The organism is Mycobacterium sp. IS-1556 (assembly GCF_001499985.1).
In the GTDB taxonomy this organism is placed as follows: Bacteria; Actinomycetota; Actinomycetes; order Mycobacteriales; family Mycobacteriaceae; genus Mycobacterium.
Genome location: NZ_LQIM01000008.1, coordinates 69534 through 96371 on the forward strand (window position 1 = coordinate 69534; position 26838 = coordinate 96371).

The 26838-nt window shown below is 66.7% G+C and carries 28 protein-coding genes and 1 pseudogene; 11 read left to right on the plus strand and 18 right to left on the minus strand.

Annotation, left to right across the window (positions count from 1 at the left end; genetic code table 11):
• The first annotated feature begins 52 nt into the window (after positions 1 to 52).
• On the plus strand, positions 53 to 283 hold the full coding sequence (locus AU187_RS07750) for a hypothetical protein (RefSeq protein WP_059098330.1): 231 nt from the start codon (positions 53 to 55) through the stop codon (positions 281 to 283).
• A 45-nt stretch (positions 284 to 328) separates the two neighbouring features.
• On the opposite strand, the gene AU187_RS07755 is transcribed toward AU187_RS07750, so the two are convergent.
• Positions 329 to 685 (minus strand): VOC family protein, encoded by a 357-nt coding sequence (locus tag AU187_RS07755; RefSeq protein WP_059098331.1) that lies wholly within the window; start codon positions 683 to 685, stop codon positions 329 to 331.
• Positions 686 to 700: 15 nt separating this feature from the next.
• Positions 701 to 1963 (minus strand): M18 family aminopeptidase, encoded by a 1263-nt coding sequence (locus tag AU187_RS07760; RefSeq protein ID WP_059098332.1) that lies wholly within the window; start codon positions 1961 to 1963, stop codon positions 701 to 703.
• A gap of 49 nt (positions 1964 to 2012) precedes the next feature.
• Between AU187_RS07760 and AU187_RS07765 the strand changes: the two genes are divergently transcribed.
• The 3 genes from AU187_RS07765 to AU187_RS07775 are packed head-to-tail and all read left to right on the plus strand — an operon-like array spanning position 2013 to position 4822.
• Entirely contained in the window at positions 2013 to 3044 is a 1032-nt protein-coding gene (locus AU187_RS07765; protein WP_059098333.1) for a Dyp-type peroxidase, read from the plus strand.
• Positions 3044 to 3841, plus strand: coding sequence for a family 1 encapsulin nanocompartment shell protein (locus AU187_RS07770; protein ID WP_059098334.1), 798 nt, complete (start codon positions 3044 to 3046; stop codon positions 3839 to 3841). The genes AU187_RS07765 and AU187_RS07770 overlap by 1 nt, the downstream gene beginning before the upstream one ends.
• Positions 3842 to 4822, plus strand: a complete 981-nt coding sequence (locus AU187_RS07775; RefSeq protein WP_156442335.1) for an NHL repeat-containing protein — start codon at positions 3842 to 3844, stop codon at positions 4820 to 4822.
• Positions 4823 to 4865: 43 nt separating this feature from the next.
• Here the strand turns inward: AU187_RS07775 and purQ are convergent, their stop codons facing one another.
• The 3 genes from purQ to AU187_RS07790 are packed head-to-tail and all read right to left on the minus strand — an operon-like array spanning position 4866 to position 6477.
• A complete protein-coding gene (purQ, locus tag AU187_RS07780) occupies positions 4866 to 5540 on the minus strand; it encodes a phosphoribosylformylglycinamidine synthase subunit PurQ (RefSeq protein WP_059098336.1) in 675 nt (224 codons plus the stop codon).
• Positions 5537 to 5776, minus strand: a complete 240-nt coding sequence (purS, locus tag AU187_RS07785) for a phosphoribosylformylglycinamidine synthase subunit PurS (protein WP_059098337.1) — start codon at positions 5774 to 5776, stop codon at positions 5537 to 5539. The genes purQ and purS overlap by 4 nt, the downstream gene beginning before the upstream one ends.
• A gap of 35 nt (positions 5777 to 5811) precedes the next feature.
• A complete protein-coding gene (locus AU187_RS07790; protein WP_059098338.1) occupies positions 5812 to 6477 on the minus strand; it encodes a hypothetical protein in 666 nt (221 codons plus the stop codon).
• Positions 6478 to 6523: 46 nt separating this feature from the next.
• Between AU187_RS07790 and AU187_RS07795 the strand changes: the two genes are divergently transcribed.
• The gene (locus AU187_RS07795; RefSeq protein WP_059098339.1) at positions 6524 to 7177 is read left to right on the plus strand and encodes an MBL fold metallo-hydrolase; all 654 of its coding nucleotides are present in this window, start codon (positions 6524 to 6526) and stop codon (positions 7175 to 7177) included.
• An 82-nt stretch (positions 7178 to 7259) separates the two neighbouring features.
• Here the strand turns inward: AU187_RS07795 and AU187_RS07800 are convergent, their stop codons facing one another.
• The 6 genes from AU187_RS07800 to AU187_RS07825 all read right to left on the minus strand — a co-directional run bounded on the left by AU187_RS07800 (position 7260) and on the right by AU187_RS07825 (position 13825).
• On the minus strand, positions 7260 to 8897 hold the full coding sequence (locus AU187_RS07800) for an FAD-binding dehydrogenase (protein ID WP_059098340.1): 1638 nt from the start codon (positions 8895 to 8897) through the stop codon (positions 7260 to 7262).
• A gap of 23 nt (positions 8898 to 8920) precedes the next feature.
• Entirely contained in the window at positions 8921 to 9625 is a 705-nt protein-coding gene (locus tag AU187_RS07805; protein WP_059098341.1) for a DUF2334 domain-containing protein, read from the minus strand.
• Positions 9626 to 9694: 69 nt separating this feature from the next.
• The gene (locus tag AU187_RS07810; protein ID WP_059098342.1) at positions 9695 to 10192 is read right to left on the minus strand and encodes a glutathione peroxidase; all 498 of its coding nucleotides are present in this window, start codon (positions 10190 to 10192) and stop codon (positions 9695 to 9697) included.
• A 9-nt stretch (positions 10193 to 10201) separates the two neighbouring features.
• Entirely contained in the window at positions 10202 to 10759 is a 558-nt protein-coding gene (locus AU187_RS07815; RefSeq protein WP_059098343.1) for a TetR/AcrR family transcriptional regulator, read from the minus strand.
• A gap of 43 nt (positions 10760 to 10802) precedes the next feature.
• Positions 10803 to 12908, minus strand: a complete 2106-nt coding sequence (locus AU187_RS07820) for a S9 family peptidase (protein WP_059098344.1) — start codon at positions 12906 to 12908, stop codon at positions 10803 to 10805.
• Positions 12909 to 12937: 29 nt separating this feature from the next.
• Complete coding sequence (locus AU187_RS07825; RefSeq protein WP_059098345.1) at positions 12938 to 13825, minus strand: phosphoribosylaminoimidazolesuccinocarboxamide synthase; 888 nt, start codon at positions 13823 to 13825, stop codon at positions 12938 to 12940.
• Between the two features lie 31 nt (positions 13826 to 13856).
• Here AU187_RS07825 and AU187_RS07830 point away from each other — a divergent pair, with 31 nt between their 5' ends.
• Positions 13857 to 14477, plus strand: a complete 621-nt coding sequence (locus AU187_RS07830) for a hypothetical protein (RefSeq protein ID WP_059098346.1) — start codon at positions 13857 to 13859, stop codon at positions 14475 to 14477.
• Positions 14478 to 14572: 95 nt separating this feature from the next.
• Positions 14573 to 15430, plus strand: a pseudogene (locus AU187_RS07835) (PDDEXK-like endonuclease domain-containing protein).
• 6 nt (positions 15431 to 15436) lie between these two features.
• Here AU187_RS07835 and AU187_RS07840 read toward each other — a convergent pair.
• The 4 genes from AU187_RS07840 to purB are packed head-to-tail and all read right to left on the minus strand — an operon-like array spanning position 15437 to position 19637.
• Positions 15437 to 16021: a DUF1707 SHOCT-like domain-containing protein gene (locus tag AU187_RS07840; protein ID WP_059098347.1), complete on the minus strand. Its 585-nt coding sequence runs from the start codon at positions 16019 to 16021 to the stop codon at positions 15437 to 15439.
• Complete coding sequence (locus tag AU187_RS07845; RefSeq protein ID WP_231740242.1) at positions 16008 to 16967, minus strand: tellurite resistance/C4-dicarboxylate transporter family protein; 960 nt, start codon at positions 16965 to 16967, stop codon at positions 16008 to 16010. The genes AU187_RS07840 and AU187_RS07845 overlap by 14 nt, the downstream gene beginning before the upstream one ends.
• Before the next feature lie 10 nt (positions 16968 to 16977).
• A complete protein-coding gene (locus AU187_RS07850; protein ID WP_059098348.1) occupies positions 16978 to 18222 on the minus strand; it encodes a cytochrome P450 in 1245 nt (414 codons plus the stop codon).
• Positions 18219 to 19637 carry an adenylosuccinate lyase gene (purB, locus tag AU187_RS07855; RefSeq protein ID WP_059098349.1) on the minus strand — a complete coding sequence of 473 codons (1419 nt, stop codon included), beginning with the start codon at positions 19635 to 19637 and terminating at the stop codon, positions 18219 to 18221. Before purB ends, AU187_RS07850 begins: the two co-directional genes overlap by 4 nt.
• A 40-nt stretch (positions 19638 to 19677) precedes the next feature.
• Between purB and AU187_RS07860 the strand changes: the two genes are divergently transcribed.
• On the plus strand, positions 19678 to 20541 hold the full coding sequence (locus AU187_RS07860) for a DUF429 domain-containing protein (RefSeq protein ID WP_059098350.1): 864 nt from the start codon (positions 19678 to 19680) through the stop codon (positions 20539 to 20541).
• Here AU187_RS07860 and AU187_RS07865 read toward each other — a convergent pair.
• The gene (locus AU187_RS07865; protein WP_059098351.1) at positions 20538 to 21956 is read right to left on the minus strand and encodes an APC family permease; all 1419 of its coding nucleotides are present in this window, start codon (positions 21954 to 21956) and stop codon (positions 20538 to 20540) included. The genes AU187_RS07860 and AU187_RS07865 overlap by 4 nt on opposite strands.
• An 81-nt stretch (positions 21957 to 22037) precedes the next feature.
• The gene (locus AU187_RS07870; RefSeq protein ID WP_059098352.1) at positions 22038 to 22655 is read right to left on the minus strand and encodes a TetR/AcrR family transcriptional regulator; all 618 of its coding nucleotides are present in this window, start codon (positions 22653 to 22655) and stop codon (positions 22038 to 22040) included.
• A 126-nt stretch (positions 22656 to 22781) separates the two neighbouring features.
• Between AU187_RS07870 and AU187_RS07875 the strand changes: the two genes are divergently transcribed.
• Entirely contained in the window at positions 22782 to 23606 is an 825-nt protein-coding gene (locus AU187_RS07875; protein ID WP_172800187.1) for an alpha/beta hydrolase-fold protein, read from the plus strand.
• Here AU187_RS07875 and purD read toward each other — a convergent pair.
• Positions 23603 to 24871 carry a phosphoribosylamine--glycine ligase gene (purD, locus tag AU187_RS07880; RefSeq protein WP_059098353.1) on the minus strand — a complete coding sequence of 423 codons (1269 nt, stop codon included), beginning with the start codon at positions 24869 to 24871 and terminating at the stop codon, positions 23603 to 23605. The two genes, AU187_RS07875 and purD, sit on opposite strands and share 4 nt — an antisense overlap.
• A gap of 73 nt (positions 24872 to 24944) precedes the next feature.
• On the opposite strand from purD, the gene AU187_RS07885 reads away from it, so the two are divergent.
• Both AU187_RS07885 and AU187_RS07890 read left to right on the plus strand, forming a co-directional pair.
• Entirely contained in the window at positions 24945 to 26177 is a 1233-nt protein-coding gene (locus AU187_RS07885) for a cytochrome P450 (RefSeq protein WP_059098354.1), read from the plus strand.
• 27 nt (positions 26178 to 26204) lie between these two features.
• Positions 26205 to 26822 (plus strand): TetR/AcrR family transcriptional regulator, encoded by a 618-nt coding sequence (locus AU187_RS07890; RefSeq protein WP_059098355.1) that lies wholly within the window; start codon positions 26205 to 26207, stop codon positions 26820 to 26822.
• The last annotated feature ends 16 nt before the right edge of the window (positions 26823 to 26838 follow it).

Sequence of the window (26838 nt, forward strand, 5' to 3'; positions counted from 1 at the left end):
CCGTGGTCGCTCCGGGTAGGCGAATCTCGTCACCAAAGGAAGGAGGCGACCAATGAGCACATCCACCGAAACCGGCCAGGTGACCGGGACGAAGGACAAGAACTACAACCTCATCTGGTACACCGAGCAGTGCCTCGAGAACGCGCTGCGGATGGAGACCTACGTCCGGGACGCCGAGCGCGACGGCGACGATGAGCTCGCAGAACTGTTCCGCAAGGCGCAGGCTGACAGCAGGAAGGGCGCCGAAGAAGGTAAGCGCCTGCTCGCCAGCAGGATCAAGTAACCACCATCCGGTCCCGGCGACGGCCCGCCTGTGCCGCCGCCGGGGCTACGGGTGATCGGCCGAGCCGATACAGAACAGGTTGCCGTCCGGATCGGCGAGCACCACCCAGCCGAAGTCGCCGATGCTGTGCCGGGCGGTTTCGGTGGCGCCGATCCCGACCAGGCGTTCGACCTCCGCCTCGGTGTCGCCGACGCCGAAGTCGAGGTGCACCCGGTTCTTACCCGGCGTGGGATCGTCGACCTTGTGAAAACCGAGGCCCGGGCCGCCGTCCGGCCGGGACACGGTGACGAAAAAGCCTGGCGCAACCGCGTTTACCTGGCCGCCCAGAGCGCGCGCCCACCACTCGGCGAGCATATCGGGATCCGTGCTGTCGAAGGTGACGTTCACGATGGCGAGGGTCATGGCGCCGACCCTAGATCACTGCGGTGACAAGAACGCCGTCAACGCCGCGGCGTAGGCGGTGACGTCATCGGCGCCCATCACCTCCCGGGCCGAATGCATGGCCAGCTGCGGTGCGCCCACATCGACGGTCGGGATGCCGGTGCGAGCCGCGGTCATCGGCCCCACCGTCGACCCGCACGGCAGATCCGCCCGGTGCTCATAGCGCTGCAGCGGCACTCCGGCCTGCGCGCAGGCCAGTGCGAACGCCGCAGCGGTCCGGCCGTCGGTGGCGTAGCGCAGGTTCGGCTGAACCTTGAGAACCGGGCCCGCGTTGACCTCTATGAGGTGCCCCGGCTCATGTCGTTCGGGGTAGTTCGGATGAGTCGCGTGCGCCATGTCGCCGGAAGCCACCATCGAGTCCGGTAGTCGGCGCAGAAACTCCTCGCGCCCGCCGCCCTCGGCCAGTGTGATGCGCTCCAGCACGGTTGCCAGCAGATCGGACTGTGCGCCGTGGTCGGACTGCGAGCCGACCTCCTCGTGGTCGAAAAGCACCAGCACCGGCAGGTACGCGCGTGGTTCGGCGGCCAAGAACGCTTCCAGTCCGGCGTAGCAGGTCGCCTGGTTGTCCAGCCGAGGCGCGCTGACCAGCTTGCCGCCCGAGCCGACAAGCCGTGAGGGGGTCAGGTCGTGGGTCATCAGATCGGCGCCCAGCACGTCGTCGGCCGGCACGCCGGCGTACTCGGCCACATAGTCGAGGAACGCTTCGGGCCCGCCACCGACGCCCCACACCGCGTTGACGTGGCGCTGCGGGTTCAGCTCGACGGCCTTGCGGTCCTCGGCGAGGTGGATGGCCAGTTGCGGCACCCGCAGGATCGGTTCGTCTATCCGGATGAGTTGGTGCACCAGGTGGCTGCCGTCGCGCACCGAGAGCCGGCCGCTGACGCCGAGGTCGCGGTCCAGCCACGAGTTCAGCCACGCGCCGCCGTACGGCTGCAGCGCGACCACCCGCCATCCCGAGATGTATCGGTCGGGGTGCTGCTTGACCCGCAGGTTCGGGCTGTCGGTGTGGGCGCCGACGATGCGAAACGGTGCGCCCTGGCTGTCCGCATCCGTCCGCCAGGCGATCAGCGAGCCGGCCCGCACGGTGAAGAACCGGCCCCCGGACGACGGCCAGGGGTCGGCCTCGGAGAGTTCGCGGAAGCCCGCCGAGCGCAGCCGGTCCGCGGTGGTCTCGCAGACGTGGTACGGCGAAGGCGAGGCGTCGATGAACTCACACAGGCTCTGAGGGCTGGCTGCCATCTCTTCATCTTTACGGGTGATTCAAGATCATTGGCGATAGGGTCCAGTTGTGCCCGAAATACAGCCGCAGCCGGTGCTCGAACCGTTGACGCCGGCGGCCGTCTTCCTGGTGGCGACCATCGTCGCCGGCCGGGAGGAGACCGTGCACGATGCGCTGACCGAGATCTCGGGTCTGGTGCGGGCCATCGGTTTCCGCGATCCGACAAAACGGCTGTCGGCGGTCACATCAATTGGCTCCGATGCCTGGGACCGGCTGTTCAGCGGTCCTCGACCGGCCGAGCTGCATCCCTTCACCGAGATCCGCGGCGGGCGCCACCACGCCCCGGCGACCGAGGGCGACGTGCTGTTCCATATCCGTGCCGAGTCGATGGACGTCTGCTTCGAGCTGGCCACCAAGCTGGTCGAGGCGATGGACGGGGCGATCACCATCGTCGACGAGACGCACGGCTTCAAGTTCTTCGACAACCGCGACCTGATGGGCTTCGTCGACGGGACCGAGAACCCGGATGGTGCGCTCGCGCGCTCGGCAACCCAGATCGGCGACGAGGACCCCGATTTCGCGGGCGGCTGTTATGTGCATGTGCAGAAGTACGTACACGACATGGCGGCATGGAACTCGTTGGCGGTCGAGGAGCAGGAGCGGGTGATCGGCCGCACCAAACTCGACGACATCGAACTCGACGATGCGGTCAAGCCGACCAATTCACATGTCGCACTGAACGTGATCGAAGACGACGCCGGCAACGAGCTGAAGATCGTGCGGCACAACATGCCGTTCGGCGAGATCGGAAAGGGCGAGTTCGGCACCTACTTCATCGGGTATTCGCGGAGCGCCGCGGTCACCGAACGGATGCTGGACAACATGTTCATCGGCGACCCGCCGGGCAACACCGACCGCATCCTGGACTTCTCGACCGCCCTGACGGGCGGCATGTTCTTCACCCCGACCGTCGACTTCCTCGACGACCCTCCGCCACTGCCTGATTCGGTCGCCGACGGGGCTCCGCCGGCGGTGGCCGTGGTGACTCCCGCCGAATACGAAGGCTCGCTCGACATCGGCAGCTTGAAAGGAATCCGTTGATGAACAACCTGTATCGCGATCTGGCGCCGGTCACCGAAGCCGCCTGGGCGGAAATAGAATTGGAGGCCAGCCGCACGTTCAAACGGCACATCGCCGGGCGGCGGGTGGTCGACGTCAGCGAGCCCGGCGGGCCGGCGACCGCTGCGATCAGCACAGGGCATCTGCGTGACGTCGCTCCTCCCGGCGACGGCGTGATCGCGCACCTGCGCGAAGCCAAGCCGTTGGTACGGCTGCGGGTCCCGTTCACCGTGTCCCGCACTGCAATCGACGACGTCGAGCGGGGCTCGCAGGATTCGGACTGGGACCCGGTCAAGGATGCCGCGATGAAGCTGGCCTTCGCCGAGGACCGGGCGATCTTCGAGGGCTACGAGGCGGCGTCCATCGAAGGCATCCGGGCGTGCAGTTCCAACACCGCGCTGGCGCTGCCCGACGACGAGCGCGACATCCCCGACGTGATCTCCCAGGCGTTGTCCGAGTTGCGGCTCTCCGGCGTCGACGGCCCCTACTCGGTGCTGCTGTCGGCCGAGGTGTACACCAAGGTCAGCGAGACCACCCAGCACGGCTATCCGATCCGCGAGCACCTCCACCGGCTCGTCGACGGCGACATCATCTGGGCGCCCGCTATCGACGGTGCGTTCGTACTGTCAACGCGCGGAGGCGATTTCGACCTGCAGCTGGGTACCGACGTGTCGATCGGCTACCTGTCGCACGACGCAGGAACAGTCGAGCTGTATCTGGAGGAGACGCTGACGTTCCTGTGCTACACCGCCGAAGCCTCGGTCGCGCTGACGCCCTGAGTGCGCGAGCGGACCAGCGGAGGTGGACAACCCAAACAAGCAGGCCGCTACGATTCCCAGCGTGGAGACGGAGAAGGTGAACCGTTGCTTGCCGACGGCGGGGGGCTCTTGAACATCGTCAAGCAGGGTCTACAGCGGCGCGGTGGTGTGCTCGGATTCCTCCTCGGCATCGCCGCCGTCGTTGTGTTGGTGGCTGCGTGCACGAACTCTGCACCGACCTCCCGGCCGCCGGATGTGCCACTGCAGACGGGCACGCAGAGTACGTTCCCGCTTGTCGCGATGGGCATTTCGTCGTTGAGCGTCGACGATGAGAACGTCCTCTATCTGGGTGGCGCCACCGGAATCTCCACTCTGGCACCAGGAGCAGTTCGCCCGACCCCGTTGAACCTCAGTGGTTATCCGACAGTCTCAACGTCCGCCGTTGCACCGGACGGCACGCTGTACTTCGTCACTCTCGACGGTCTCGTTCAGACCGTCTCACCCGGATCCACGGAACCGAAGAGGCTGCCCTTCGCCAAGCTGCAAAATTACAGCGATATCGCGGTGGCGACCGACGGCACAATCTATCTCGGCGACAACAAGCAGAACAAACTGTTGAAATACATTCCGGGTGCGGACAGTCCGACCGAGCTGCCCGTAACCGGCGTCACTGGGGCAGGACACGTGGCGATCGACGCCGAAGACAACCTGTTCGTGTTCACGATGGGTGAGATCGTGAAGATAGCGAAGGACGCGGAGGCCGCCGAACCGGTCGACGGTGGGCCCGAAGATGTCGGTGGCCTAGCCGTCGACACTGCGGGCAATCTGTATGCAACCGACGTGAAGGCAAATACCGTCTCACGCATGCCCGCCGGGGGAGGCGAATGGGCCCAGCTACCGTTCACCGGCCTCCAGAGCCCGACCCACATCACCGTCGACCGCGACGGCAACGTATACGTCGTGCACCAAGGGCGAGAGCTCGTCAGGCTCGCTGCCAAATAGCGCGCAGAGGGGCTGTTGAAGCGCGGCGTGTCGTGTGCTCCGCTCAGGCGCTCAGCACGCCGTCCAGCGCGGAGTAGAACAGGCCGAGCCCGTCGTCGGACGGTCCGGTGAGCGCCTCGGTCGCGTGCTCGGGATGCGGCATCAGGCCGACGACGCGTCCGTCGGCGGAGCTGATGCCGGCGATGTTGCGTTGTGAGCCGTTGGGGTTCTCCCGGTAGCGGAACACCACCCGTCCCTCGCCCTCGAGCTCGTCGAGCACCTTGTCGCTGGCCACATAGCGGCCCTCGCCGGACTTCAGGGGGATCAGCAGGTCGGCGCCCTGCTCGTAACGCGATGTCCACGCCGAGGAGGTCGATGCGACTTCCAGCCAGATGTCACGGCAGACGAAGTGCAGTCCGACATTGCGGGTCAACGCGCCCGGCAGCAGACCCGACTCGCACAGCACCTGAAAACCGTTGCAAATACCCAACACCGGCATACCCTGCCCGGCGGCCCGCACCACTTCGCCCATCACGGGCGCGAACTTCGCGATCGCGCCGGCCCGCAGATAGTCCCCGTAGGAGAACCCGCCGGGCACCACCACCGCGTCGACGTTCTTCAGATCGGCGTCGGCATGCCAGAGCGGAACGGCTTCGGCACCGGCCAACCGAACGGCGCGCGCGGCGTCGACGTCGTCAAGGGTGCCGGGAAATGTGATGACGCCCACACGAGCGGTCACGACTGCTCCCTGCTCACCGACCAGTCCTCGATCACGGTGTTCGCCAACAGCGATTCTGCGATCTCCGCGAGAGTGTCATCGTCGATGCTGTCGTCGACCTCGAGCTCAAAGCGCTTGCCCTGCCGCACATCTGAGACACCGTCGAAGCCAAGTCGGCCCAACGCGCCGACGATCGCCTGCCCCTGCGGGTCGAGGATCTCCGCCTTGGGCATCACGTGCACCACCACCCTTGCCACGCGTCAACTGTACCGGCGGCTTCGGCTTGCGCGAGTCACCGGCACGAACCCAGGTACGCGCCGCACAGCGGGGCGGTCAGCGCGTCAAAAACCTGCGCGTCGGGCACCGCGACCCAGGGCACCTGCACCGGCAGGGTCGACCACATCGCCAGTTCGACGATCGTGCCGCTCGTCGGATGCGCGAGCAGATACTGATGCACCACCTGTTGGCCGGCCACGCTGATCACCGCGGCCAGCCGCTCCGGGTCGGTCGTGGTGATCGACGGCGACACCAGCGGAGCCGTCAACTGGCAGGTCCGCAGCCTTTGTCGCGCGGTGTCGAGCACCGACCGCGACAGCGGACCGTTGTGCGCGACGTCTCCGCGCCAGTGCAACACCTGCGCCCGTAGCTGCCACTGACCAGCTGGATTGCCGACCTCGGCCCTGGCCGCGACCACATAGTCGCGCAGGTCGGCGGGCACCGGGGGGCTGCTGCAGAGTTCCTCGAACATGAACCGCGGCGAGGGCGCGCTGACCGCCAACCCGGCCAGGCCCGGCCAGCGGTACACCGAGTACAACGGAAGCTCACTGGACACCGACCACGCGGAATCGGGAATCGCGTCGCAGATCGGCGGGCAGATGCCCGGCACGGCGGCCGCCGTCGGGATGGGTGTCATCGCCACACCGAACGCCGTGAGCGCCACTGCCAGCAGCAATCGCACGACTCAAGTACCCCCTGAACACGGCCAGCGCCGCCACAATATAGGCATGGAATTGACGCATTTCGGACATTCATGCTTACTCGCGAATTTCAAGGGTGAATCGGGTGGCGAATCGACGATTCTTTTCGATCCCGGGACGTTCTCGCACGGTTTCGAGGGCATCACGGGGCTGTCGGCGATCCTGATCACCCATCAGCATCCCGACCACGCCGACACCGAGCGATTGCCCGCGCTGCTCGACGCCAATCCGCAGGCCGCGCTGTACGCCGACCCGCAGACCGCCGCCCAACTCGGCGATCCGTGGCGCGCGGTCAACGTCGGCGACGAGTTCACCATCGACCACCTCACGGTCCGCGGTGTCGGCGGCAAGCACGCGGTGATCCACCCGGAGATCCCGGTGATCGACAACATCTCGTACCTGATCGGCGACGGCTCGCATCGTGCCCGCCTCATGCATCCCGGCGACGCGCTGTTCACTCCTGGCGAACCGGTCGACGTGCTTGCGACGCCCGCGGCCGCGCCGTGGATGAAGATCGCCGAGGCGGTGGATTACCTACGCGCCGTGGCGCCGACGCATGCGGTGCCCATCCATCAGGGGATCATCGATCCCAGCGCCCGCGGCATCTTCTACGGCAGGCTCTCGGAGATGACGGACACCGACTTTCAGGTGCTGGACCCGGAGAACAGCAGGGCTTTCTGAGCGCGAGCTGGGGCCACGCGAGCAGACGCAAACTGCCCATCTTTCACGCGTTTTCGGGGCACTTTACGGCTGCTCGCCGGGTCTAGGCGGTGTCGCGTGCCGCCGCGCGGCCGGCGGCCCGGCCGGAGAACACACACCCGCCGAGGAAGGTGCCCTCCAGCGACCTGTATCCATGCACGCCGCCACCGCCGAATCCCGCAGCTTCCCCCGCGGCGAACAAGCCCTCGAACACGCCGCCGTCGGGTCGCAGTACCCGCGCGTCGAGGTCGGTTTCCAAGCCACCCAGGGACTTTCGCGTCAGGATGTGCAGTTTGACCGCGATCAGCGGACCGGCCTTCGGATCGGTCAACCGGTGCGGCGCGACGACGCGACTCACCCGGTCGCCGAGATAGTTGCGCGCCACCCGGATCGAGGCGATCTGAAAGTCCTTGGTGAACTTGTTCGCGACCTCCCGGTCGCGAGCGGTGACCTCGGCCTGCACCGTCGCGTAGTCCAGCGGCTGGACATCGGGGACGGCGTTCATCGCAGAAACCAACTCGCGCAGGGAATCAGCGCTGACGAAGTCGACCCCACGGTCGACGAACGCCTGCACCGGTCGCGGCGCGCCGGCACGTACCCGCGCCAAGACATCGCGGACGCTGCGGCCCGTGAGGTCCGGGTTCTGTTCCTGACCGGAGAGCGCAAACTCCTTGGCGATGATCCGCGCATTGAGGATGAACCACGTGTAGTCCTGCCCGGTCTGTGCGATGTGCTCCAGCGTGCCGAGCGTGTCGAACCCCGGATACAGCGGCGACGGCAGGCGGTTACCGTTGGCGTCCAACCACAACGACGACGGCCCGGGCAGGATCCGGATCCCGTGCAGCGGCCAGATCGGGTCGTAATTCGTGATGCCCTCGGTGTAATGCCACATCCGGTCGCTGTTGATCACCCGCGCCCCGGCCGCCTCGGTGATGCCGATCATGCGTCCGTCCACGTGCGCGGGTACGCCGGACAGCAACTGTTCGGGCACCCGGCCCATCCGCTGGGGCCAGTTCTGCCGCACCAGGTCGTGGTTGCCTCCGATGCCGCCACTCGCGACGACGACCGCCTGTGCACGGAACTCGAACTCCGCGACTGCTTTTCGTGACGATGCGACACCGCGCGGCTCGTCCGAGGGCTCGAGCACTGTTCCGCGCACGCCGACGACGGCGCCGTTCTCGACGATCAGCTCGTCGACGCGATGCCGATGCGCGAACCGGGCGCGTCCGATCAGGCGGCGCGCGAAGATGTCGACGATCGCCGGTCCGGTACCCCAGGTGATGTGGAACCGCGGCACCGAATTGCCGTGTCCGCGGGCGTCGTATCCGCCGCGCTCGGCCCACCCGACGATCGGGAACGTCTGCAGGCCACGCTCGCGCAGCCAGCCGCGCTTCTCGCCCGCTGCGAAATCGACGTAGGCATGCGCCCATTGGCGTGGCCAGTGATCCTCCGGGCGGTCGAATCCCGCCGAGCCAAGCCAGTCCTGCAGAGCCAACTCGTGGCTGTCCCGGATGCCCAGCCGGCGCTGTTCGGGGCTGTCGACGAAGAACAGTCCGCCGAACGACCAGTACGCCTGACCGCCGATGTTGTTGGAGTTCTCCTGGTCGAGAATCAATACGCGGCGGCCACGTTCGACGAGTTCGCATGCCGCCACCAGGCCCGCAAGCCCGGCCCCGACGACAATGACGTCAGCATCTGCCATGTCGCCACGTTAGCGGGCGGACGCTATGCGGCGTCTGTCAATGCGCTGAACGGCCGCCATTCGTAGACACCGGGCACACACCGGTGCATGAGTGCGAGGTCGACGGCGTCGAGCATCGCCTGCCGCGGCCCCGGCCTGCGCAGATGCCGGGCGGCGACGGCCACTCGAACCACCCCTCCTCGTCGCGCGATGCGCTCGGCGGACAACACCAGTGTCCGGCACCACCACGGCTCGCTGAGGAAACCTTCACCGATGCCGAGGACCCGCGACCGTACCGCCGTCCCGCGGGCCAGATCGGTGATCTCCGTGAGACCGGCGACCAGCCGAAAGCCATTGCGCGGCAGCGCCATGAGTGTCCCCTGCGACACCGTCCAACCCGGCGCCGCGAACAGCCGCGTGCGCAAACCCATGTGCTCCATCACGCGGTCGGCGGCCGTCAACCGCAGATTCGCCTCGTGCGCCGGCAGTGTCGCGAACTCTCCACGCCGATTCTTGGTGGCCGCCTCGTCGAAACCGTGCAGCACAATCACGTCGCGCGCATCGCGTCTGCGTGCCAGCCACTGCACCGTGGCGGCGTCGTCGTCGAGCCGGTAGCCGCCCTTGATCCTCGGCGCCACCAGGAACGAGACAGGCACTCCGCGCATGTCGAGTTGCGCGCAGAACTCCGCCACGTCGGGGATCGTGCGATCGCTGATCCCGGAGACGGAGACGATCAGTTGTCCAGCCACGCGGCCAGTATGGCAACGTCAGGTGTCACAACGGTTTACGACAGGCTGACGGCACATGACCATCGCATGCTATCGCGGCAGGACACCCTCGATGGCCGCGATCACCTCAGGAGAATCGGGCTCGGTGCGGGGACGGAACCGCTTGGCCACCGTTCCGCCCGGCGCGAGCAGAAACTTTTCGAAGTTCCACTGGATGTCGCCGGCCTCGCCGCTGTCGTCGGGTGTCTTGGTCAGTTCGGCGTACAGCGGATGCCGGTCGGTACCGTTGACGTCGGTCTTGGCCAGCAGCGGGAACGTCACTCCGTAAGTGGTCGAGCAGAATTCCCGAATCTCCTCGGCGGTACCCGGCTCCTGGCCCATGAATTGATTGCACGGCACGCCGATCACCGTCAGACCGCGGTCGCGGTAGTCCTTGGCCAGTTGCTCGAGCGCGGTGTACTGCGGCGTCAGGCCGCATTTCGAAGCGACGTTGACCACCAGCGCGGCGCCGTCGGCAAGTTCGCCCAACGTGGTGTCGCGGCCGTCGAGGGTGGTGACAGCGATATCGGTCAGCGGAGTGTCGGTCATGCCCGCACGTTACCCGGTCTTGAAAAGCATGCCCGCCACGCGGTGGACCGTTGCCATCGGATCACCGTCGACGTCGATCGCCTTATTCAGCCACAGCAGCGAAAACCCATGCACCAGTGACCACGCCGCCAGCGCGGCAGCTTGGGGGTCCTCGGTGGCGCGCGGATCGTCGAGGGTCCCGACGCCCTGTGCCAGCTCGGCGCCCGCAGCATCCTGAGCCGCCACCAACTCCGGGTTGGCCGGGTCGACAAGCGACCGGTCGAACATCACCGCGTAGTGGCCGGGGTTGTCGAGGGCGAACCGCACGTACGCCAGTGCGGCATCGAGGAAATCCGGCCTCGCATCGGCCAGGGCAGCGGCCAGCTTTCGCCAACCCTGGGCCGCCAGCGCGGTGAACAGGCCACGGCGGTCGGTGAAGTGGTGCGCGGGCGCCGCGTGCGACACCCCCGCCACGCGGGCCAGCTCGCGCAGCGAGATGCCGTCGGCGCCACGCTCGGCCACCAGATCGGCCGCCTCTGCGAGGATGACGGCCTTCAGATCGCCGTGGTGGTACGAGGTCCTGCTCATCCCACCAGCATACCCGGAGAACTTGACAGTGCCTAGATTGTGGTTAGGGCCGACGCTCGTGATCGGCCTTGGCGACATCCAGTAACCAGGCGTACTGGAACGCGGTCTCCTTCCAGCGCTCATAGCGTCCGCTGATACCAGCATGGCCGGCGTTCATCTCGGTCTTGAGTAGCACCGGATTGCCGTCGGTCTTGATGTGACGCAGTGCCGCAACCCATTTCGCAGGCTCGACGTAGTACACCCGGGTGTCGTTGAGCGACGTCATCGCGAGGATCGGCGGATAATGCTTGGCCGCCACGTTTTCATACGGCGAGTACGACTGCATGTACTCGTAGACTTCCTTGCTCTCCAACGGGTTTCCCCACTCGTCCCACTCCGTGACGGTGAGCGGGAGTGACGGATCCAAGATCGTGGTGAGCGGGTCGACGAACGGCACCACCGCGAGGATTCCCGCGAACAGTTCCGGCGCCATATTCGCGACCGCGCCAACCAGGAGACCGCCGGCGCTGCCCCCGTAAGCGACGAGGTTCTCCGGTCGGGTGATGTCGGTCTGCACGAGATGGTTTGCAACGGTGATGAAGTCGGTGAAGCTGTTCTTCTTCTCGAGCATCTTGCCGTGCTCGTACCACGGCCTACCCAGCTCCCCGCCGCCGCGCACGTGGGCGACCGCGAACACCATGCCGCGCTCGAGCAGCGACAGACGTGCGATGGAGAAACGTGGATCCTCGCAAGCCTCGTATGCGCCGTATCCGTAGAGCAGCGTCGGCGCCGGATACTGCAGGCCGATCTTGTGCACGATCGAAATCGGTATCCGCGCACCGTCGGGCGCCACTGCCCAATCGCGGCGTTCGACGTAATCCTCGGGGCGGTAGTCGCCGAGCACGGGCTGCTCGCGCAGCAGCGTCCGTTCACCGGTGGCGAGGTCGACGTCGTAGACGCGCACCGGGATGACGTATGAGGTGGCGCCGATCCGTAGTTTGGGTGCGCTCCAGTTCGGGTTGACGCTCAACCCGGCTGACGTGAGTTCGGACTCGAACGTGAAGTCCTCGGGGTGGCCGTATTCACCATTCGGATAGATGGGCCACAGCTGGATCTTCGGCAGCGCCTCGCTCCGGTAGCTGACGACGAGGTGCCTGTCGAACGCGTCCACGGAATCCAGGCGGGCGTCGTCGCGGTGCTCGATCAGTGTGCGCACCGCGGTGGGGTCGTCGACCGGCGCATCGACGAGCGTGAAGTTCTCCGCACCGTCGTTGTGCAGGATGAGGAACCGGTCTTCGCCGCCCACGACGGCGTGCTCGACGGAATACTCGACGAAGTCGCGGCGTGGCCACACGACCGTGAACTCGGCCTCCGGATCCGTCGCATCGGCGTAACGCACCTCGGAGGTGACGGCGCTACCGGCGGCGATGATGACATACTTGTCGCTGCGGGTCCGGCCGACGCCGAGCCAGTACCGTTCGTCGGGTTCGTGATACACGCGTTGCGCAGGCAGGCCGGCGCCCAGCCGGTGCCGCCAGATGGTGTCCGGGCGCCACGCCTCGTCGAGCGTTGAGTAGTACACGGTGCGGTTGTCGGCCGCCCATGTCGCGCCCGGGCCGATTCCGACGATCGTGTCGTCGTACAGTTCTCCGGTGCGTAAATCCTTGAACCGCAGCGTGTATCGCTCGTCGCCCTTGACGTCGACGGAGTACGCCAGGATGTTGCCGTCCAGGCTGACCGAGGCGGCGCCCAGGGAGAAGAAGTCGTGTCCCTCGGCCTCGACGTTCTCGTCGAGCAGCACCTGCTCGCCGGGAATCTCGGTGTTCTCGTCGAGCACCGGCGGCGTCCAGTCGTCGGGATCGGCGACGGGGCAACGGCAGTGCACGCTGTACTGCTTGCCCTCGAAGCTGCGGCCGTAGTACCACCAGGCATCGCGTCGGGTCGGCACCGAAAGGTCGGTCTCCTTGGTGCGTGCCTTGATCTCGTCGAAGATGTTCTGCCGCAACGGCGCCAGATGCTCGGTGACGTGCTCGGTATAGGCGTTCTCCGCTTCGAGGTGTGCGGTCACGTCCGGATCGCTCTTGTCGCGCAGCCACTCGTAGGGGTCGACGAAGACGTCGCCGTGATGCTCGCGGCGGGTCTCGACGCGTTTGGCGACCGGCGGCTTCATCCGCTGTTGATTCGCTCCGCAAGCGTCGCTCATCCGCCGATCCAATCGCTGAAGTCGAGGCCCGAAATGCGCTCGTACGCCTCGATGTAGCGAGCCCTGGTGGCTTCGACGACGTCCGGCGGCAGGGGTGGCGGTGGGGTGTCGCCGGTTCGGTCCCATCCGGAATCCGGCCCGGTGAGCCAGTTGCGGACGAACTGCTTGTCGAAGCTCTGCTGCACGACACCTTCTTCCCAGTCGTCGGCGCGCCAGTATCGGCTCGAGTCCGGGGTGAACACCTCGTCTGCCAGCCGCAGTTCGCCGTCTTTGTCCACGCCGAACTCGAATTTGGTGTCGGCGACGATGATGCCCTTGGTCAACGCGTGCTCGGCGCCCTGGATGTAGGTCCGCAGTGTCCGGTCGCGGACCTGTTCGGCTCGCTGCGTGCCGATCAACTCGACCACCTCGTCGAATGAGATGTTCACATCATGCTGTCCCAGTTCGGCTTTGGTCGCCGGGGTGAACAGCGGCTGCGCGAACCTGCTGGCCTCGCGCAGTCCCGCGGGCAGCGCGATCCCGCACACCTTGCCGGTCTGCTGATAGTCGATGAGACCCGACCCCGTCAGGTAGCCGCGCGCGACGGCCTCGACCGGCAGCATCTGGAGTTCCTGCACGACCAGCGCGCGACCGAGCACGTCGGCGGGGATGCGCTCGTCGTCGGGTGGGCCGGCGAGGTGGTTGGGCGCGTCGAGGAGGTCGAAGAAGAACACGCTCATCGCGGTCAGGATGCGGCCCTTGTCGGGGATCTGCGAGTCCAGGATGTAGTCGTAGGCGGAGATGCGGTCACTGGCCACGAAAAGCAGCGTCTCGTCGTCCACGCGGTACAGCTCGCGAACCTTGCCGCTGGCCAGATGTTCGTAGTCGGACAGAGCGGGGCGCATCGGGCCAGCCTATCGGGCAGCATCTACAGCCATGACTTCGCGGTTTATCCCCTACGCCACCACACCGTCGCGTGTCCTCGGCCAGCTGATCAGCGACATCGTCGTGGTCGCCTGGACCACCGTGTGGGTGATGGTCGGCATGGCCGTGCACTCGGCCGTCTCGACGATCGCCGCGGTGGGCCGTCAAGTCGAGACGGGCGCCAACGGGGTGTCCGAGAATCTCGACACCGCGAGTGACCGCACCGGCGACTTCCCGCTCGTCGGCGACGCGCTGAGCAAACCGCTGCGGGCGGCCAGCGAGGCCGCGCTCGACATCGCGGGGGCCGGTCAGAGCCTCGACACCACCGCGTCCTGGTTGGCGTGGGTGCTTGCGCTGGCGGTGGCCGCGCCGCCAGTCCTGTTCGTCGCGATGCCGTGGCTGTATCTGCGGCTTCGGTTCTTCCGTCGGAAATGGACCGCGATCGCGCTGGCCCGCACTCCCGCCGGCGAGCAACTGCTGGCGCTGCGCGCGCTGGCCAACCGGCCGCTGGCCAAGCTGGCGGCGATTCACCCCGATCCCGTCGGGGCGTGGCGCGAGCACGACGCCACGGCGATCCGCGGCCTGGCCGCGCTGGAGCTGCGTTCGGCAGGAGTCGCGCGGCTCCGTACCTGAGCGATTTGTGGAGTTTTGGCGGCGGTGAGAGCCGGTGCGGCTCCACGAGTCGCCCGGAATGGAACCGGTCGGGCACGTTCTCGCGTCCACACAGAGTGCCCGACGACTATCTGTGCCGACAGGACGGCGTACTCACCCGAACCCAGGCGCTTCGTGTGGGGCTGAGCCAGGTTGCGATCAACCGCAGGATTCGGTCGGGGCGTTGGCTGCGCTGCGCTCGCGGCGTGTACTTCGTCGCCGATCGGCGATTCACCGACGCCGCTCGGGTACGCGTCGCTGTGTTGGCCTACGGCCCGCAGGCATGCGCGAGCGGCATGGCGGCGGCATGGTGGCACCGGCTGACGCAATTCGCGCCGACGACGGTCGAGGTCACCGTTCCACGAGACAGCCGACTTCGACATCGGCCGGAAACCCGGCTGCGGCGGCGTGACCTCGACCCGCACGACGTGGTCGAGCGCGACGGGCTGCGAGTCACCGCACTGCCGCTGACAGTCGTTGAAGCCGCGGTCCGGCGCGGTGGCGGAGCCAAGTTGATGGATACCGCATTGCAGCGCCACGTCGACCTCGCGTAGCTATGGCGAGCGCACCTACGCAACAAGGGCAGGTACGGCTCGCCCTCGGCACGCAGGCTCTTGCAGGCGGCCGAGGACGGCGCCCGCTCGGAGGCCGAGCGACTGCTGGTGAAGCTTCTTCGCGACGCTGGGTTCACCGGCTGGAAGGCGAATTATCCCGTCGGCGGCTACAAGGTCGACGTCGGCTTCGTCGCAGCGAAAGTCGCCATCGAGGTCGACGGGTGGGCCTTCCACCACGACCCCGATGCGTTTCAGATCGACCGCAAGCGCCAGAATGCAATATCGCTTCTCGGCTGGAAGGTGTTGCGCTTCACCTGGCTTGACCTGACGGAGTATGCGCAACGCGTGATCGCTGAGATCGCCGCGGCGACCGGCCAGTGAACCGCACTACCCGAGCACGCGCCGCCACACCCGCCCGAACGAGTACCGCGCCGTCACCGACCCGAACCGCACTCGGCCGCGGACCACGACATGCAACCGCTCCGACCCCGGGCCGCGGGGCACCTTGACGGTCGTGCTGCCGGCGAACGTCTCGACACCGTCGAGGTCGGCGGTGGCGCCGTCGGGCAGGATCAGTTCGGTCGAGCTGAAGTAGTCGTCGATGTCCAGGACGACGGTCGGACCGCGCACGGCCGCGTTGGTGAAGTCGAGCGTGGTGTCACACATTCGGGTGTTCACCCTCAGGTGTGACGGCACAGTCCACCGCCCCCGCCGCGACACCGACGACATCCGACCACGCAACACCTCGCCATCGGCAGGGCCCGCCGTCGCCGGTGGCGGCACATCCATGTCAGGGAGATCGGCCAAGACCTTGCGCAGGTCTCCGCGAGTACGCGCGGCCAGCACAGTGTCGATCCGCTCGCTGAACTCGTCGAGGGTGAGCATGCCCTGGCCCACCGCCCGTTCGAGCAGTTGGCTCACATGGGCACGGTCGTCGTCAGAGATCCGCAGGTTCGCATCATCGGAGTCCATGTCTTGAGGGTAGGTGGCGACGGACACGCAACCGCCATGCGCCGGCGAACGCCACGATGAGCCACGCGGCGAACGCGATCCAGAAAAAGGTCAGCGAAACGCCGGACAGGACAGGCCATCCGGTCTCCACAGCCATCGCGTGGCTGGCCGCCGAGTACATGCCCAGCGGAAACACCATCGCCCACCACACCGCGGCGAAACGCCGGGCTTCGGCCCGCTGGATGTGTCGAAGGCCGAAGTAGAGAAGCGGCAGGATCCACAACGAAGCCACACACCACGTCGCGATGGTCATGGCGCGGACGTCGTCGATCCCCGCCCGGTGGAGGTGGTCGCCGGCCAACGTGGCAATGGCCATGGCGCCCATCAGTATCCACGCGTCCGGCTCGAACCCGCTGGGGTCCAGTCGCGCGGCGAACGCCCGCGCCAGGATCAGCGCGGTCATCAACACATACACCGCGATCGCCACCAGCCAGATCGCCGCACCGATCATCAGCAGGGCGTGCGAACCCGTGTCACGCGCCAGCGCCACGGTGACGATCGCCAGTCCGGAGGTGCCGACGCTGCCCAGTTCCCATGCGCCGCGCGCCCGCTCCTGCAACTCCTTCCAGGACCTGGCCGCCATATTCCGCGCCGTCAAAGCGCTCACCACCAACCACGCCACCGCCGCCAGCACGCCGAGTGTCCACACCACCGCCGATATCGACGTCAACCTGCTGTCGATGACCGCGCACGCCGCGACGAACGTGAACATGCCGATCGTGACGTCGGGATCCGCAATATCCGGCGGCTGCCCGCGCCAGGAAACTCCCGCGGCCGCCATGAGGACCACGAGCCCGACGATGGCCACCACAGCCAGCCCGTCGCTGACGTACACGAAGCCGTGGTCCGTCGCAGCGATCGACACAATGCCGGTCGCCATCACGAACGCGAACGCGTCGGGTCTCACCGCTCGAAGCTCACCGCAGCTCCACGACAAGATGCCGAATGCCGGTGTGCCGGTTGCTGCGCGTCCACTCGACGGGTTTGACCAGCGTGGCCAACGAGAACCGCGTCAGCAGTTCCTCGAACAGCACCCGAAGCTCCAGCCGCGCGAGGTTGGCACCGAGGCAGTAATGCACACCGTGCCCGAAGCCCAGATGCGGGTTCGGTTTACGCCCGATGTCGAACACATCCGGGTCGGTGAAAACCGTCGCGTCGCGATTGGCCGAGCCCTCCCAGATCTGCACTTTCTGACCGGCCGCGATCTCACAGCCGCCCAACGACACATCGCGCGTCGCGGTGCGCCGCTTCGACGGTGAGGGCGACGTCCAGCGCACCATCTCCTCGATGGCCGACGGCAACGAACCCGGATCCGAACGCAGAGCCGCAAGCGAATCGGGATTGTCGATCAACGCCAACAACCCGCCGGCCACCGCATTGCGCGTCGTCTCGGCGCCCGCGCTGAACAGCAGGCTGAAGAATAGATACAACTCGATTTCCGAAAGGAGGGCCGGCGAACGCGCGCCGTCGTCCACGGTGTCATCTAGGCAAGCGTTCGCCACCACCGACAGCATGTCGTCGGTCGGCGACGCGCGCTTGGCGGCGATCAACTCCTGGCCGTAGGCGTACATCCGCGAGCCGGCCTCCTCGGCCGACAACTGACCAAGGGTCGCCTTCCGTGAACCGCCGAAATCGAACTGCGGCTCGATCGCGTGAAAGAGCCAATGACGTTCGGACTCAGGAACTCCCAACAGAATGCAGATCATCTGCATCGGCAACTCGGCGGCCACGTCGACCAGGAAGTCAAACGGCTCCCCCGGCTCGACAGCGTCCAACAACCGCCGCGCCCGCGCACGCAGATCGTCCTCGACCCGGCGGATCATTCGCGGCGTCAGGCCCGAGCTGACGAGCCTGCGAATCTGCGCGTGTCGCGGATCGTCCATCATGTTGAGCACCTGCCCGGCGATCGCCAGGTCTTGCAGCAGCGTGCCGCCGTATGCGCGGGAGCCGCCGGTCACCGACGAGAAGGTCTGCGGATCACGCAGCACCGCATGCGTTTCGGCGTAGGTGGCGACGGACCAGAATCCCTCGCCGTCGGGGGTGTGCTCGGTCGGCTTGTGCCAATACACCGGCGCCTCGCGCCGATGCACTGCGAACAGGTCGTGCGGAAAGCCGTTCGCGAAGTTGTCCAGATCGGTGAAATCGACCGCCGCCAGTGTCACAAGATGGCACCCGAAGTGTATTTGGCGGCTTCGGGATAGCGGCTGACCAATTCGCCGACGGCCTCGACGACCCGGTCCACCTGGTCGCCGGCCGCACCAGTGAACGCCTGTTTGTCGGCCAGCGCCGCATCCAGCGCAGGCCGGTCCAGAGGTAGCCGCGGATCGGCCGCCAGCCGGTCCAGCAGGTCGGGTTCCTGGCCCTTCTCCCGCATCGCCAGGGCCACCGCGACGGCGTGCTCCTTGATCACCTCGTGGGCGGTTTCGCGGCCGACCCCGGCGCGGACGGCGGCGATCAGGATTCGCGTCGTCGCCAGGAACGGCAGATACCGATCCAGCTCTCGCTGGATCACCGCGGGGTAGGCCCCGAACTCGTCGAGCACCGTGAGGAAGGTTTCAATCTGCCCGTCGACGGCGAAGAATGCGTCGGGCAGCGCCACCCGGCGCACCACCGAACAGAACACATCGCCCTCATTCCATTGCGCGCCAGCCAGTTCGGCCGCCATGGCGGCGTAGCCACGCAGCACGACCTGCAATCCGTTCACCCGCTCACACGAGCGAGTGTTCATCTTGTGCGGCATCGCCGATGACCCGACCTGGCCGGGCGCGAAGCCTTCGGTGACGAGTTCGTGTCCGGCCATCAGCCGGATGGTGTGCGCCAAGGACGACGGTCCCGCGCCCAGCTGCACCAGCGAGGAGACGACGTCGTGGTCCAGCGATCGCGGGTACACCTGTCCGACGCTGGTGAAAATGTCTGTGAAGCCGAGGAATTCGGCGACACGTCGCTCCAGATCCGCAAGCCGCGAAGCGTCACCGTCGAACAGGTCGAGCATGTCCTGCGCGGTGCCCATCGGGCCCTTGATGCCCCGCAGCGGGTAACGGTCAATCAACGAGCGCAGGCGCTGCAGCGCGATCAGCATCTCTTCGGCCGCCGACGCGAATCGCTTGCCCAAGGTGGTCGCCTGCGCGGCGACGTTGTGGCTGCGGCCGGCCATCACGAGGTCGCGATACAGAACGGCGCGTTCGGCCAAGCGGGCCACCACCGCGACCCCATGCGAATGCACCAGCTCCAGGGACCGGCGGATCTGCAGCTGTTCCACGTTCTCGGTGAGGTCGCGGCTAGTCATGCCCTTGTGCACGTGCTCGTGGCCGGCCAACGCATTGAACTCCTCGATGCGCGCCTTGACGTCGTGGCGCAGCACCCGCTCGCGCGCCGCGATCGACGCCAGGTCGACCTGTTCGAGCACCCGCTCGTAGTCCGCCACCACCGTCGCCGGAACGTCCACACCCAACTCCGCCTGCGCGCGCAGCACGGCGACCCACAGCCGGCGCTCCGCGACGACCTTGGCCTCCGGCGACCAGATGGCCACCATGTCCTCGCTGGCATAACGATTGGCCAGCACATTGGGGATCGTCACAAACACTCAGCTTACGGCGCGGGTAAGGCAGGCTGGCCCCATGTACTTCGTAGGGCTCGATCTCGCGTGGGCGGACGCGAACCAAACCGGTGTAGCCGTCCTGGACGACGATGGACGGCTCGTGCAGGTCGGCACGGCGGTCAGCGACGACGAGATTGCGGCGACCCTCGCGCCGTATGTCGACGGCCCCTGCGTCGTGGCCATCGACGCTCCCCTCATCGTCAAGAATCCCAGCGGCTATCGACTCGGTGAGACCCTGTACAACCGGGATTTCATGCCGTTCGAGGCAACCGCGCAGCCCTCGAACACGGGCAATCCGCTCTTCAACCCGCCCCGCGCCGAAGTTCTCTGCGAGCGACTGGGCCTCGATCCCGACCCGCAGTCGCGCGGTGATCGTCGCGCGATCGAGGTCTACCCGCACGCAGCAACGGTTTCACTTTTCAAACTCGGCAAGACGCTCAAATACAAGCGGCGCGCCAAGGATGTCGCGAAGCGCAAGTCCGAGCTGCTGAGGATGGTGGAGCTGATCGAGGGGTTGCACGACGCGACGCCGCAACTTCGCGTGCGCAGTAGTCCCGCCTGGCTCGAACTTCGCAAGAGAATCGAGGCGGGCGTTCGAGCGTTTCAGCTGAACGCATGCGAAGATCCCGTCGACGCGGTGCTCTGCGCGTACGTCGCGCTGTATTTCGAGCGACGGCGCGAGGACATCACGATCTACGGTGACCGCGAAGTCGGCTACATCGTCACGCCTGCGTTGCCACCGGAGCTGACGCCCGCTCCTCGGGCTCGTGCGGTGCCAGACCCCGACCCCGGCGAAGTGTTGCCGCGGCTCGAGCAGGTTCAACTTCTCATCGAACGCGCACAGCGTGAGCTGACCGAGATTCGCAGGCAGCTGGGCGGCTAATCCGGCGTTTCGGCCAGCCGGGTCGGGTCGGTGATGCCGGCGTCCCTGATGCCGAGCTGCTTGTTGATCATCATGGTGATCACGAACAACACGACGCCGATAACGAGCAGAACGCCGGCCACCAGGTACTGCGAACCGGGGCGGCCCGACAGCGGCGTCACCAGATACAGCGATGTGATGAACCCGATCACGGGCAGCACCGTCGGTGTTTTGAAGTGCCCGCCGGCCTCGCGGACGTCGCGGCGCAGCACCAGCACTGCGACGTTGACCATCGCGAAGACCGCCAACAACAACAGCGACGTCGTGCCACCGAGCACCGAAACCGCCTTGCTGCTCGCGAACGCAGAGACATAGAAGATCAGACCGAATGCGATGACCGTCGTGAACACGATTGCAACCCATGGAGTGTGGCGTGTTCGGTGCACCGTGCCCAGCACGGGCGGCAACACATGCTGTCGTGCCATGCCGTAGATCAGCCGGCTCGCCATCAACATGTTGATCAGCGCGGTGTTCGAAACCGCGAACATCGTGATGAACGGGAACAGCTCGTCGATCGGAAGTCCGGGCGCCGCCGCCTCGACCACCGCGACAAGCGGTGTGGCGCTTGCCCTCAGTTCGCCGATGGGCACCAACGCGACGGCGATGATCGACACCACGATGTACACCACGCCGGCGAGGCTCAAGCCGGTCAACAAGACCTTCGGGAAGATCCGGACCGGGTCCTTGGTCTCCTCGGCCATGTTGACCGAGTCCTCGAACCCGACCATCGCGAAGAAGGCTAGTGACGTCGCCGCGGTGATCGCGACGAATGTGCTTCGCTCCTGGCTGCTTTCGAACATGACAACGCGCGAGAAATCATAGTCACCGGCCTGGGTGAACGCCCACAGCCCGACGAAGATCACCATCATCAGTCCGGTGATCTCGATGACGGTCAGGCCGACGTTGAGCTTGACGCTTTCGCTGACGCCGCGCAGGTTGATCGCGGCCAGAACGGCCATGAAGGCCAGCGCGATGACGGCGACACCGGCCTTGCCCCAATCCAGTGCGAAACCTTTGATCAGGTTGGCCGCGAACGCTTGTGACGCGGTCGAAGCAGACGTGATGCCGGAACACATCACCACGAACGCGACGAGGAAGGTGAAGAACTGAACTCCGAATGCCTTGTGCGCGTACAGCGCTGCGCCCGCAGCCTGCGGATATTTGGTCACCAGCTCCAGGTAGGAGAACGCCGTGATCGTCGCGATGCTGAACGCCAGCAGGAACGGCAGCCAGGCCGCCCCGCCGACTTCACCGGCAACCTGGCCGGTCAGCGCGTACACGCCGGTGCCGAGGATGTCGCCGACGATGAACAGAAGCAACAAACCCGGACCCATGACCCGCCGAAGTTCCGGTTGCTTGTCCACCGGCGTACTCATCGGTGTCCTCTGCTCTTCGCGCAAGCGCTCATCGGTGTCCTCTGCTCTTCGCGCAAGCGCTCATCGCCCTCCTTGTGGCGTCTACACCTGCGCCACTCGCTCGTCGATAGGTGCCAACACGTCTATCACGTCGATCAACGTCGCGCGCGCTGTTGCGCGCGGGCCGTCGCCCTCGGCGACGAGCGCCGCGACCACCGCACCGTCGACGGCGTTGACCAAGGCGGTCATGTACTCCGCCCGCACCGACCGCCCCGAGCGTTCGATGACCTCGATGACCGCGTCGCTGCGCTGGCGCAAAATCCGCCGTTGGATGTCGCGCAACAGGGGGTGTCGTGCGCATGCGATGTAGCGCTCGTACCGCGAGATCAACTGCTGCCCCACCGTGTCATCGACCAACAGGTCGACCAAGATGTCGGCGGTCGACTCCGCGCCTCGACGCCGCCGCGACAGCATCGCGACGCGCGCCCGCAACTGCTCGGCCTCGCGCTCGCCGACGTATTCGACAGCCTTCGCGATCAGGTCGTCGAGCGACGAGAAGTAATAGGTCGTCGACGCCAGCGGCAGCCCGGCACGACGGGCCACGGCGCGATGTCGCACCGCGTCGAAGCCGCCTTCGCACAGCAGATCGGCAGCCGCGCTGACCAGCGCATACCGCCGACGTTCTCCCTTGGGAGTGACCGCTGCCGTCACGCCTAGCATGCTGCCAGCCGGGCGGGTCTCCCATCGGACTTTCGGCCAAACGTCAGGCTTTGCCCACAGAAGTCGGGACTGGTGTTTCTGATGCGACGCCCAAACGGCCGCGCCGGCCGAGCAAGCGCCGATGGCATGATGGCCGCCATGTCCGAGCTGACTCGCCGTTCGCTTCTGCGCCTCGGAGTCGGTGCCGCGGCCGGCGCGGTGGCGTTGCGGATGGCGCCGGCGGTTCCGGCGGCCCCCGCCGCGCCGACCTACGTCGACGGCTCCTTCGTCTCGGCGGCGCGGGGAGGACTGGCGACCAACTGGGCGATCGCCCGCCCGCCCGGGCAGAGCGCCCCGTTGCGTCCCGTCATTGCGCTGCACGGGAAGGGACAAGACGCGGCCGGTGTGATGGCCGGAGGTGTGGAGCAAGGCCTGGCCGAGGCCGTCGCCGCGGGGCTGCCGCCGTTCGCGGTGGTCGCCGTCGACGGTGGCGGAAGCTACTGGCACAAACGGGCGTCCGGCGAGGACTCCGGGGCGATGGTGCTCGACGAGTTGCTCCCGATGCTCGACTCGCAGGGCCTGGACACCTCGCGCGTCGGCTTTCTCGGGTGGTCGATGGGCGGCTACGGCGCGCTGCTGCTCGGCGCCCGACTCGGACCCGCCCGCACGGCGGCGATCTGTGCGGTGAGCCCGGCGCTGTGGACGTCGCCAGGGGCGGCCGCACCCGGCGCATTCGACAGCGCCGAGGACTATGCGGCCAACAGCGTGTGGGGATCGCCCGCGCTGGCGTCCATCCCGATCCGAATCGACTGCGGCACCGACGATCCCTTCTATTCGGCGACCAAAGAGTTCATCGCGCAGCTGCCGAATCCGCCCGCCGGCGGCTTCTCTCCGGGCGGTCACGACGGCGGGTTCTGGAGCTCGCAGCTGCCCGGCGAGCTGAGCTGGATGGCGCCGTTGCTGACGGCCTAGAGTGCAATTCGCCCTTCGGCCGCTGCCAACCCGATATCACTGCGAAAATGACTGCCCGGCAATCGAATCGACTTGATCAGCTGGTAGGCGGCCGCACGCGCGGCCGGGAGGTCCACACCCGTGCCGACCACCGAGAGCACGCGTCCGCCCGATGACACGATCGCGCCGTCGTCACGCCGACTGGTGCCCGCGTGCAGCACCCCGTCGACCTCGGACCCGGCGATCGCGTCGCCAACTCGCGGGCGGCCCGGGTAGTTCTCCGCTGCCAGCACCACGGTCACCGCGGCGCCGTCGCGCCATTGCAACGGCGGCTCGCCCGCGAGGTCCCCGATCGCTGCGGAATACAAGAGTTGTCCCAGCGGCGTCTCCAGCAACGCCAGCACACATTGGGTCTCCGGATCGCCGAAGCGGCAGTTGAATTCGACCACCGCGGGCCCACCCGACGTGATCGCCAACCCGGTGTAGAGCAGGCCCGAGAACGGGCAACCGCGCGCAACCAGTTCGGCGGCAACGGGTTTCACCACTTCATCGACGATCCGGTTGACGACGTCGTCGGGCAGCCACGGCAACGGCGCGTACGCCCCCATGCCTCCGGTATTGGGTCCGGTGTCGTTGTCCCCGACGCGTTTGAAGTCCTGCGCCGGAAGCAGGGGCACCACGGTCTCGCCGTCGACGACGCAGAACAGCGACACCTCCGGGCCGTCGAGGAACGACTCGAGCAATACCGGATGCCCCGCGTCGAGCAGGCTTGCGGCATGCGCCCGCGCGGTGGCGCGGTCAGCCGTCACCACCACACCCTTGCCCGCCGCCAGGCCGTCGTCCTTGACCACCCACGCGGGGTCGCCGCCCGGTGGGCCGAACCGGTCGAGCGCGGCATCGAGGCGTGCCGGATTGTCGACGACCTCGCTCCTGGCGGTGCGCACGCCGGCGGCGGTCATCACGTCCTTGGCGAACGACTTCGAACCCTCGATGCGGGCCGCGTCCTTCGTCGGCCCGAAGCAGGCGATCCCGACGCTGCGCACGGCATCGGCGACGCCGAGCACCAACGGCACTTCCGGCCCGATGACGACCAGGTCGGCGGCGATGCGCTGGGCCAACTTCGCGACCGCCTCACCGGAGGTGATGTCGACGTCGTACTGATCGGCGATCCCTGCGGTCCCCGCGTTACCTGGGGCGACCGCCAGCCCCTCGACCTCGGGGTCTCGCCGCAGCGCCAGCAGCAGCGCATGTTCACGGGCTCCGGAGCCGATCACCAGGACTCGCACAACTGCTCACCCTAACGCCTGTCAACCCAACCCTTCGGCCATACACTTGACACGACACTGTATGGTCGAATGTATGACGCACGCCACATGTCCGTTCCTGCCCGAGGGATACGACTTCACCGACCCCGAGGTGCTGCTGCGCGGCATCCCCGTGACCGAATTCGCCGAGCTGCGCAAGACCGCCCCGGTGTGGTGGAACGAGCAGCCCGAGTCGATCTTCGACGACGGTGGCTACTGGGTGATCAGCCGCCACGACGACATCAAGGCCATCTCCCGCAACGGTGACCTGTGGTCGACCAACCGCAAGGGCGCGGTGATGCGCCTGCCCGAAGGTGTGACCGCCGACCAGCTCGAGCTCACCAAGGCCTTGCTGATCAACCACGACGCCCCGGAGCACACCAGGCTGCGCAAGCTGGTGTCACGGTTGTTCACACCGCGGGCGATCACCACCCTCGAGGCGAAGCTGGCCACCGCTGCACGTGAAATCGTCTCCGCCGCAAAGGAAAAAGGCAGCGGCAACTTCGTCGACGACATCGCGATGAGCCTGCCGCTGTTGGCGATCGCCGACCTGATCGGAGTACCGGAGGCCGATCGCGAAAAACTGTTCCACTGGACCAACGCGATCATGAACACCGACGATCCGGACTTCGACTCCGACCCGACCGCGGCCAACGCGGAATTGATGGGCTACGCCTACTCGATGGCAGAGGAGCGTCGGCGTTGTCCGGCCGACGACATCGTCACCCGGCTCGTGCAGGCCGACATCGAGGGTGAGTCTCTCGAGGACGTCGAGTTCGCGTTCTTCGTGATCCTGCTGGCGGTCGCCGGCAACGAAACCACCCGCAACGCCATGACACACGGCATGAACGCGTTCTTCGAGAACCCCGACCAGTGGGACCTGTTCAAGCGGGAACGACCGGACACCACCGCCGACGAGATCGTGCGCTGGGCCACCCCCGTGCACTGTTTCCAGCGAACTGCTCTGGCAGACAACGAACTCAGCGGTGTCACAATAAGCGAGGGCCAGCGCGTCGGACTGTTCTACAGCTCGGCCAACTACGACGAAGAGGTCTTCGACCGGCCCTTCGAATTCAACATCCTGCGCGACCCCAACCCGCACCTCGGCTTCGGCGGCAACGGCGCGCACTACTGCATCGGCGCGAACCTGGCCCGCATGGAGATCAAGCTGATCTTCAACGAGATCGCCGACCAGATTCCCGACATCGCCAAACTCGGCGAACCACAACGTCTTCGGTCGGGCTGGATCAACGGCGTCAAGGATCTGCAGGTCTCCTACACGGGTTGATGGGGCTGGCTGAGTAGGATTTTCGCCGTGCGCACCCACGGCTGGTCCGGATCGGCACCGTCGACGGACGAGGAAGCGGTCGCCCGCATCCTTGACGCCGCAGGCAAGGCGATCGACGCCCGCGGCGCGGAATTTTCCATCGCCGACGTCGCTCGCACCCTCGGTGTCACGAGGCAGACCGTCTACCGGTACTTCCCCAGCACCGACGCGCTGCTCGAAGCCTCCGCGCAACGCGCCGCGACCGGCTTCCTGGATCGGTTGGCCGACCATCTGCAGGGAGTGACCGACCCGCAGGAGGCGGTCGCCGAGGGTATCGCCACCGCGCTCGAGTGGCTGCCGAAGGACAAGCACATGGGCCTGCTGCTGATGCCCGGTCGAGCCAGCGCCTTCAGTCAGACGGTCACCTCGGATGTGGCGCTGCAGTTCGCCAACTCGATGCTGCGGCGCTTCGACGTGGACTGGACCGGTCTCGGCTTGACCGACGGCGACCTCGACGACTTGGCCGAGCATCTGCTGCGGATCATCCAGTCATTCATCATCGACCCGGGCCGCCCGCCGCGCCGAGGCGCGGAACTGCGCAAGTACCTGCGCCGTTGGGTCGGCACCGCGCTGGCGCCCGAAATTGCCGTCGAACGCACGAGTTGACCGGCTTTAGACTCCG